This is a genomic window from Stenotrophomonas sp., assembly GCF_035634915.1.
Taxonomy (GTDB): domain Bacteria; phylum Pseudomonadota; class Gammaproteobacteria; order Xanthomonadales; family Xanthomonadaceae; genus Stenotrophomonas.
Genome location: NZ_DASQCB010000015.1, coordinates 1 through 8,827 on the forward strand (window position 1 = coordinate 1; position 8,827 = coordinate 8,827).

Genomic DNA, 8,827 nt, shown 5'->3' on the forward strand with positions numbered 1-8,827 from the left:
GAAATCCCCGCCCAGCGGGCCATTGAGGCTAAAGTTGGTGCGTTTGGTGGAGCCCTCTTCGTCGTGCTCAGGGGCATTCAGATAGGTGTTCCAGGAGCCGTGCCACTCGTTGCTCACTTTTTTGGTGATGATGTTCACCACGCCGCCCGCCGCGCCGTTGCCATAACGCGCCGCCGCCGGGCCACGGATCACCTCGATGCGCTCGATCATCTCTGGCGGCACCCAGCCGGTATCGCCGCGGGTGTCACGCTCGCCGCGCCAGCCCAGACGGATGGAGTTACGGCTGGTCACCGGCTTACCGTCAATCAGGATCAGGGTGTTTTCCGGGCCCATGCCGCGGATATCAATCTGGCGATTGTTGCCGCGCTGGCCGCTGGTGGAGTTCCCGGTGAGGTTAACGCCCGGCATGGTGCGGATGATCTCTGACACATCGCGCGCCGCCGGGTTTTTACGGATCTCATCCGCGGTGATGGTGGAAACGCCCGGCGCCTGAAGGTTCTGCTCGGCGGCGGTGATCACCATGGTATCTTCGTTGCCCGCGGTATCGGCTGCCATCGCAGGCAGTGCCACACCGTAAATCCCCAGGTTGACCAGTAAGGCCAGTGAGTGAAGCTTGTTATTCATTGTATGTCCTGCTTTTCGATGCCGCATGCCTCATGGCTCCATCCCGAATGGGTGAGGCGGCGGAAGGATATCGCCCGCAGTCTGCGAAAACCCCTCAGTCCTGAGTCAGTACGCAGCGCATGGCATGGTTATTTAATGTGCGCGCTTCCCACAGCGCGCCCATACGCTATTGCAAATGAAAATAGTTATCAATAATATTATCGATATTGTTTATCTTTTATCAAAAAAACCGAACAGGTCATGGGGTTAGAGTGGTGACGACGCGGGAAACGGGAAGTGACGGCTGGTGGCAGTCGAAACAGGGGCCCGAATGGGTGCGGGAAGGGGATCACTGTCGGGTCACATTCTGGTGGCGCGATCCGGGCGGAACAGAGCAGACGTCGCCGCTGAAACGGGTGTGGCTCTACATCACCGGCGTGACCGATCACCACCATAATGCCCGTCCGCAGACGCTGGTGCGCATTGCCGGAACCGACGTCTGGCAGTGGCAGGGCGAGTTCAGCCCAAACTGGCGCGGCAGCTACTGTTTTATCCCCTCAGCTCACGAAGACGACTTCAGTGAGGCGGTGTTTGCCACCGATCCGCCGGACCGCATGGCCCTGCGCGAAGGCTGGCGCAAGCTGCTGCCGCACGCCGTTGCCGATCCGCTTAACCCACAGCACTGGCGCGGCGGGCGCGGTCATCCGGTCTCGGCGCTGGAGATGCCCGAAGCCCCGGTTCAGCCGGGCTGGGATCGCCTCACTACCGCTTATCCTCCTCCACACTGTATTTCCTGGGAAAGCGCCAGGCTCGGCAACACCCGCCGGGTCTGGATCTTCACCACCGGCGAAGAAACCCCTCACGATCGCCCGCTGGCGGTGCTGCTCGACGGCCAGTTCTGGGCCGAAAGCATGCCTGTGTGGCCCGCGCTGACGGCGCTCACCGACCAGGGCCAGCTGCCGCCCGCGGTTTACGTGCTGATCGACGTGATCGACACCGCCCACCGCAGCCGCGAGCTGCCCTGCAACCCCGACTTCTGGCTGGCGGTGCAGGAAGAACTCCTTCCGCTGGTACATCAGCTGGCGCCGTTCAGCGACCGCGCCGACCGCACGGTGGTCGCCGGGCAGAGCTTCGGCGGGCTCTCCGCCCTCTATGCAGGGCTGCACTGGCCGGAACGTTTTGGCTGCGTGCTCAGCCAGTCGGGCTCTTTCTGGTGGCCGCATCGCGGCGGCAAGCAGGACGGGATAATTATCGAACAGCTTAAAAACCAACAGCTGTCGGCGAAGGGCCTGCGCATCGTCCTGGAGGCGGGACGACGGGAACCGCTGATCTACCGCGCCTGTCAGGCGCTGTACGCCGAGCTAGAGCATACGCAGCAGCAGGTTTACTGGCGTCCGGTGGACGGCGGACATGATGCACTTTGCTGGCGGGGAGGGCTGACGCAGGGGCTGATGACTCTCTGGCAGCCGCTTATTTAACAATGGAGTCTGGTATGGAATTCAGTAACCCCTTCGACGATCCGCAGGGTCTGTTCGCCATTGTGCAAAACGCGCAACAGCAGTACAGCCTGTGGCCGCAGCAGTGCGCCTTGCCCGACGGCTGGCGCGTGGTGTGCGAGCCGCAGTCGCAGGAAGCCTGTCAGCAGTGGCTTACCAACCGCTGGCAAACCCTGATCCCGGCCCATTTTGCACAGGTGAACGCATGAGCGCACAACTTCCTCTCGTGGCCGCCCAGCCGGGGATCTGGATGGCGGAACAGCTTTCCGACCTGCCCAACGCCTGGAGCGTAGCCCACTACGTCGAGCTGACCGGCCCGGTTAATGCCCCGCTGCTGGCGAAAGCGGTGGTGGCGGGCATGATGCAGGCCGATACCCTGCGCACGCAGTTTACCGAGGACAACGGTGAGATCCGCCAGTGGGTGGATGACACCATGCTCCTGCCGGAGCCGCAGATTATTGACCTGCGCGCCCACGCCGATCCGCACGCTGCGGCGCAGGCGCAGATGCACGCCGATCTTAACCAGAACCTGCGCGTCGACAGCGGTCAGTCGCTGGCCTTCCACCTGCTGATGCAGGTGGCTGACAACCGCTGGTACTGGTATCAGCGCTATCACCACTTAGTGGTGGATGGCTTCAGCTTTCCGGCCATTACCCGCCAGATCGCCGCCATTTATTGCGCCTGGTCCAACGGCGACGCCACGCCGGACTCGCCGTTTACGCCATTTGCTGAAGTGGTAGAGGAATATCAGCGCTACCGCGACAGCGAGGCATACGTGCGCGACGGTGCCTTCTGGGCCGAACAGCGCAGGCAGCTCCCGCCGCCGGTATCGCTCTCCAGCGCGCCGCTGCCGGGACGTGCCGCCACCACCGATATTCTGCGCCTGAAGCTGACCGCCGATCGTCAGGCGTTTAGCCGTTTAACCACGGTCAGCCAGAGCCAGCGCACCGACCTCGCCCTGGCGCTGGTGGCCCTGTGGCTCGCCCGCCTGACCGGACGCATGAACTATGCCGCCGGGTTTATCTTTATGCGCCGGATGGGCTCCGCGGCGCTGACCGCCACCGGCCCGGTGCTGAACGTGCTGCCGCTGGCGGTGAATATCAGGGCACAGGAGACGCTGCCGGAGCTGGCCCAGCGCCTGGCCGGTCAGATGAAAAAAATGCGCCGTCATCAGCGTTACGACGCCGAGCAGATTGTCCGCGACAGCGGGCGCGCAGCCAGCGACGAAGCCCTGTTTGGCCCGGTGTTCAACGTCAAGGTCTTCGACTACCAGCTGGATATCGAGGGCGTTCAGGCAGTCACCCACACCCTGGCGACCGGCCCGGTCAACGACCTCGAGATGGCGCTGTTCCCGGACGAGGAGGGCGGCCTGAGCATTGAGATCCTCGCAAACAAGCAGCGTTACGATGAGGCCACCCTGGTGCGCCACGTCGAGCGCCTCCATGCCTTGCTGGCGCAGTTTGCTGCCAACATCGATCTGCGCTGCGGCGAGGCCGAAACGGTGTCTGACGCCGAATATCAGCAGCTGGAAAAGATTAACCAGACAGCGGTTCCTCTGCCGCTCACCACCCTGAGCGCGCTGGTGGCGGAGCAGGCGGCGAAAACCCCGGACGCCCCGGCACTGGCCGATGCACAGTACGAACTGAATTATCGCCAGATGCGCGAGCAGGTAGTGGCCCTGGCGAACCAGCTGCGCGCCCGGGGCGTGAAGCCCGGCGACAGCGTGGCGGTGGCGCTACCGCGTTCGGTATTCCTGACCCTGGCCCTGCACGCCATTGTCGAAGCGGGGGCCGCGTGGCTACCGCTGGACACCGGCTATCCCGACGACCGCCTGCAGATGATGATCGAGGACGCGAAGCCGTCGCTGCTCATCACTGACGACAACCAGCGCCCGCGCTTCAGCCATCTGCCTGTGTCCCTTTTTAGTTACAACACACTATTGAGTTCTGAGGGCAGCGCCCCGCTCAACCTGAGTGCCCCGGAACAAACTGCCTATATCATCTTTACCTCCGGCTCGACAGGACGGCCAAAAGGGGTGATGGTCGGCCAGACCGCTATCGTCAACCGCCTGCTGTGGATGCAAAACCACTATCCGCTTACCGCTGCCGACGTGGTGGCGCAAAAAACGCCGTGCAGCTTCGACGTCTCGGTGTGGGAGTTCTGGTGGCCGTTTATCGCCGGGGCGAAGCTGGTGATGGCCGAGCCGGAGGCGCACCGCGATCCGCTGGCGATGCAGAATTTCTTTGCGAAGTACGGCGTCACCACCACCCACTTTGTGCCCTCGATGCTGGCGGCCTTTGTCGCCTCGCTGACCCCGGAAAACGCCGCCTGCTGCGCCAGCCTGAAACAGGTGTTCTGCAGCGGCGAAGCCCTGCCGACCGCCCTGTGCCGCGAGTGGGAGCAGCTCACCCACGCGCCGCTGCATAATTTGTATGGCCCCACCGAAGCAGCGGTGGATGTCAGCTGGTATCCGGCCTTTGGTCCGGAACTGGCTTTGGTTACAGGCAACAGCGTGCCGATCGGCTTCCCGGTGTGGAACACCGGCCTGCGCATTCTGGATGCGATGATGCGTCCGGTGCCGTTCGGCGTGGCGGGGGATCTTTATCTCACCGGCATCCAGCTGGCGCAGGGCTATCTGGGCCGCCCGGATCTGACCGCCAGCCGCTTTATCGCCGATCCGTATGCGCCGGGGGAGCGCATGTACCGTACCGGCGACGTGGCCCGCTGGCTGGATAACGGTGCGGTGGAGTATTTAGGTCGCAGCGACGATCAGCTGAAAATTCGCGGCCAGCGCATTGAGCTGGGGGAAATCGATCGGGCGATGCTGACCCTGCCGGACGTGGCTCAGGCGGTGACCCATGCCTGCGTCATCAACCAGGCGGCGAACACCGGCGGCGATGCCCGTCAGCTGGTGGGTTACGTGGTCTCGGAGTCCGGCCTGCCGCTGGATCGCGACGCGCTTTTAACTGCCCTGAAAACCCAGCTGCCGCCGCATATGGTGCCGGTGGTGTTACTGCAATTAAGTACGCTGCCGCTCAGCGCCAACGGCAAGCTGGATCGTAAGGCGCTGCCGCTGCCGGAGCTGACGGTGAAGACCCAGGGCCGCGCGCCGGAAAGCGAAACCGAACAGGTGATTGCCGCGGCGTTTTCTACTCTGCTGGGCTGTGAGATCAACGACATCGAGGCGGATTTCTTTGCCCTTGGCGGCCACTCGCTGCTGGCGATGCGCCTTGCCGCCAGCCTGAGCCGCCACTTTGCCCGCCAGGTGACGCCCGGCCAGGTGATGGTGGCCTCGACGGTGGGCAAGCTGAGCGCGCTGCTGGCATCCGACATCAGCGACGAGCAGGCCCGGCGTCTGGGCTACGAGACGATATTGCCCCTGCGCGAAAGCCAGGGTCCGACGCTGTTCTGCTTCCATCCGGCCTCCGGTTTTGCCTGGGAGTTCAGCGTCCTGGCACGCTACCTCAGTCCACGCTGGTCGATTACCGGCATCCAGTCGCCGCGACCGGGGCCGATGCAGCACTGCGCCACGCTCGATGAGGTGATCGATCGGCATCTGGCGACGCTCTTAGCCCAACAGCCGCACGGGCCTTATCATCTGTTCGGCTATTCGCTGGGCGGCACGCTGGCACAGGGCATCGCCGCCCGCCTGCGCGCGCAGGGTGAAGAGGTTGCGTTCCTCGGCCTGCTGGATACCTGGCCGCCGGAAACGCAAAACTGGCGTGAAAAAGAGGCTAACGACCTCGATCCAGAGGTCTTAGCGGAGATCGAGCGCGAGCGGCAGGCGTTCCTCGCTGCCCAGCAGGGGCAGGCATCCGGGGAGCTGTTTAGCGCGATCGAAGGCAACTATGCCGATGCGGTGCGTCTGTTGACCACCGCGCACAGTGCGAAATTTGACGGCAAAGCGACGCTGTTTGTTGCCGAACGCACGCGAACCATGGGTCCGCACCAGGCCTGGACGCCGTGGGTAGGGGAGCTGGAGGTCTATCGCCAGGATTGCGCCCACGTGGACATCATCTCCCCGCAGGCGTTTGAGACGATAGGGCCGGTATTGAAGGGGATATTGGGGTAGTGAAAACGCCCGGCGGCGCTACGCTTGCCGGGCCTACGGTTTTCTCCCTCTCCCTGTGGGAGAGGGCCGGGGTGAGGGCATCAGACCGCACGTTTCATCGGGTTTTGTAGGCCGGGTAAGGCGTAGCCGCCACCCGGCAATTACCGTCTTCCCAGCGGCACCACCAGCGGCGTGCCCGCCACCGGATCGTCAATAATCATGCAGCGCATGCCGTAGATCCGCTCGATCAGCTCCGGGGTCACAATCTCTTTCGGCGCACCCTCGGCCACAATCTTCCCGTCGCGCAGGGCAATCAAATGGGTGGCATAGCGGCAGGCCTGATTGAGATCGTGCAGCACCGCCGCCAGGGTAAAGCCCTGGGTGCGGTTCAGATCGCTCAGCAGCTCCAGGAGATCGATCTGATGGCTGATATCCAGCCAGGTGGTCGGCTCGTCCAGCAGCATGATCGACGTCTCCTGGGCCAGCACCATCGCAATCCACGCCCGCTGGCGCTGCCCGCCGGAGAGGGTATCCACGCTCTGCGCCGCCAGGTCGGTAATCCCGGTGGCCAACATCGCTTTGGTGACCGCCGCTTCATCCTCTTTACGCCAGCGGGTAAACAGCGGCTGGTGCGGATAGCGTCCGCGCGCCACCAGCTCCTGTACCGTGATATCCCCTGGCGTGGTAGCGTTTTGCGCCAGCAGTCCAACCCGGCGGGCAACCTCTTTACTGGCATAGCGCTGGATCTGCTCGCCATCGAGGAAAACGTTGCCGTGCAGCGGCGTCATCAGGCGGCTCAGGGTGCGCAGCAGGGTCGATTTCCCGCAGCCGTTGGGGCCGATAATGGCGGTGAAGTGGCCGTCGGGGATCGCCACCTGCAGATCCTCGGCCACGGTTTTTTTACCGTAGCCGAGGGTCAGATTTTCGCCGCGCAAGCGGGTTTGATTGGCACTCATTTCTTGCGGGACTCCTGAACAAGCAAGACGATGAGGTAGATACCGCCAAGACTGACGGTCACGACCCCCACCGGAAGTTGATACGGCATAAACAGCTGCTGGGCGCAGAGATCCGCCGCCAGCAGCAGCAGCGATCCGCATAGCGCCGACTGGGTTAACCCCCAGCGGGCGGTGCCGCTCAGACGGCGGGCGATGTGCGGCGCGACCAGCGCAATAAAGGAGATCGGCCCGGCAATGGCGGTGGCCGCGGCGGTTAACACCACCGCCACCAGCATCAGCATCAGACGCGAACGCTCAACGCTGACGCCCAGCGCGCAGGCGCTGTCGTCGCCCATTTCCAGCAGACGCATCCGTTTCACCAGCAGTAATGCGCAGACAAACATCAGCAGGATCAGCGGGGCGGCGGGCAGGGTTTTGGCCCACGTCAGGCCGTTGAGCGACCCGGCGAACCAGAGCCCGGCAGAGAGCGAGGTCTCCAGCGAGGCCTGTAATAGCAGCCAGGTATTAAAGGCCATCAGCATGGCGCGCATGCCGATGCCGATGATGATCAGGCGGAAGGTTTCGATCCCGTCGCGCCACGCCAGCGCCCAGACGATCAGCGAGGTGAGGATCCCGCCCGCCATCGCCGCCAGGGTTATGGCCGTCAGGTGCTGACCAAACAGCACCATCGCCACCAGCACGCCGCTCCAGGCCCCGGTGTTAAAGCCCATCACGTCCGGGCTGCCGAGGGGGTTACGCATCAGCGACTGGAAAATCGCGCCGCTGATCCCAAGAGCAGCGCCAACCAGCAGTGCCATCATCACCCGCGGTAAACGCCATTCGGTGACCACCATGGCGATATTGCGCGGCGCGCTGCCGGTGAGGGCATTAAAGACCTGAGACAAATCAAGCGTCACCGCTCCGCTGCGCAGGCTAAACAGGGCCACGCCGAGGCTGACCAGCATCAGCGCCAGACAGCTGAGAATTAAACGACGGGATGGGGCCATCACAGAGCACCTCCGCGCCTGCGGCGCACCAGGAAAATCAGCACCGGCGCGCCGATAAAGGCGCTGACCACCGACACCCGCAGCTCGCCGGGCACCAGCAGACGCCCGAGAATATCGGCAAACAGCAGCAGGGCAGGGGTGGCAAGCAGGGTCACCGGCAGGGACCAGCGGTGATCGGCCCCCACCAGCCAGCGCGCCATGTGCGGCATCATCAGGCCGATAAAGGCGATGGGGCCCACCACCGCCGTGGCGCTGCCGCACAGGACGGTGATGGCCAGTAATCCGATCAGCTGGGTGCGCGCCACGCGACTGCCGAGGGCGGTGGCGGTGTCGCTGCCGAGGCTCAGGCTGTTGAGCGCCCGGCTTAACAGCAGCGCCACGGCGGCGGCGATCAGCACCGGCACGCTCACCACCTGTAACGTTTGCAGGGTGCGGATATCCAGCGAGCCCGCCTGCCAGAAGCGCAGCTGGTCATAAACGTCCGGGTTGAGCAGAGCAATGCCGTTGGAGAGGCCATCCAGCACCGCGCCCAGCGCCACACCCGCCAGCGTCAGGCGTACCGGGCTGAGCTGGCCCCCGCCCTGGCTGCCGGTGAAGGCCACCAGCAGCGAGGCGGCAAAGGCCCCGCACAGCGCCATCACCAGCTGTTCGCCGGGGGAGGAGAAGCCAAACAGCGCCGCGCCCAGCACGATGGCGAAGCTGGCCCCGGCGTTAACCCCGAGAATGCCCGGGTCG

7 protein-coding genes are annotated in these 8,827 nt (G+C 64.1%); 3 read left to right on the forward strand and 4 right to left on the reverse strand.

Features of this window, described 5'->3' with window-relative positions; genetic code table 11:
* The coding region (locus VER16_RS11965) for a TonB-dependent receptor plug domain-containing protein (protein ID WP_324808421.1) at nucleotides 1-624 on the reverse strand (624 nt) is incomplete at its 3' end.
* Between the two features lie 206 nt (nucleotides 625-830).
* Here VER16_RS11965 and fes point away from each other — a divergent pair.
* The 3 genes from fes to entF are packed head-to-tail and all read left to right on the forward strand — an operon-like array spanning nucleotide 831 to nucleotide 6,171.
* A complete protein-coding gene (gene fes / locus VER16_RS11970) occupies nucleotides 831-2,081 on the forward strand; it encodes an enterochelin esterase (RefSeq protein ID WP_324808423.1) in 1,251 nt (416 codons plus the stop codon).
* A 14-nt stretch (nucleotides 2,082-2,095) separates the two neighbouring features.
* The gene (locus VER16_RS11975) at nucleotides 2,096-2,308 is read left to right on the forward strand and encodes an MbtH family protein (protein ID WP_324808425.1); all 213 of its coding nucleotides are present in this window, start codon (nucleotides 2,096-2,098) and stop codon (nucleotides 2,306-2,308) included.
* Nucleotides 2,305-6,171, forward strand: a complete 3,867-nt coding sequence (gene entF / locus VER16_RS11980) for an enterobactin non-ribosomal peptide synthetase EntF (RefSeq protein ID WP_324808427.1) — start codon at nucleotides 2,305-2,307, stop codon at nucleotides 6,169-6,171. The genes VER16_RS11975 and entF overlap by 4 nt, the downstream gene beginning before the upstream one ends.
* A gap of 140 nt (nucleotides 6,172-6,311) precedes the next feature.
* Here the strand turns inward: entF and fepC are convergent, their stop codons facing one another.
* The 3 genes from fepC to fepD all read right to left on the reverse strand — a co-directional run.
* Entirely contained in the window at nucleotides 6,312-7,106 is a 795-nt protein-coding gene (gene fepC / locus VER16_RS11985) for an iron-enterobactin ABC transporter ATP-binding protein (RefSeq protein ID WP_324808429.1), read from the reverse strand.
* The gene (gene fepG / locus VER16_RS11990; protein WP_324808431.1) at nucleotides 7,103-8,092 is read right to left on the reverse strand and encodes an iron-enterobactin ABC transporter permease; all 990 of its coding nucleotides are present in this window, start codon (nucleotides 8,090-8,092) and stop codon (nucleotides 7,103-7,105) included. Before fepG ends, fepC begins: the two co-directional genes overlap by 4 nt.
* A partial coding sequence (gene fepD / locus VER16_RS11995) for a Fe(3+)-siderophore ABC transporter permease (RefSeq protein ID WP_324808433.1) occupies nucleotides 8,092-8,827 on the reverse strand: 736 nt, incomplete at its 5' end. The genes fepG and fepD, both read right to left, overlap by 1 nt.

What these genes read in the sequence shown, in the direction of transcription:
- fepC (WP_324808429.1), bottom strand. Translation starts at nt 7,106, where the DNA reads ATGAGTGCCAATCAAACCCGCTTGCGCGGCGAAAATCTGACCCTCGGC.
- entF (WP_324808427.1), top strand. Translation starts at nt 2,305, where the DNA reads ATGAGCGCACAACTTCCTCTCGTGGCCGCCCAGCCGGGGATCTGGATG.
- fepG (WP_324808431.1), bottom strand. Translation starts at nt 8,092, where the DNA reads ATGGCCCCATCCCGTCGTTTAATTCTCAGCTGTCTGGCGCTGATGCTG.
- VER16_RS11975 (WP_324808425.1), top strand. Translation starts at nt 2,096, where the DNA reads ATGGAATTCAGTAACCCCTTCGACGATCCGCAGGGTCTGTTCGCCATT.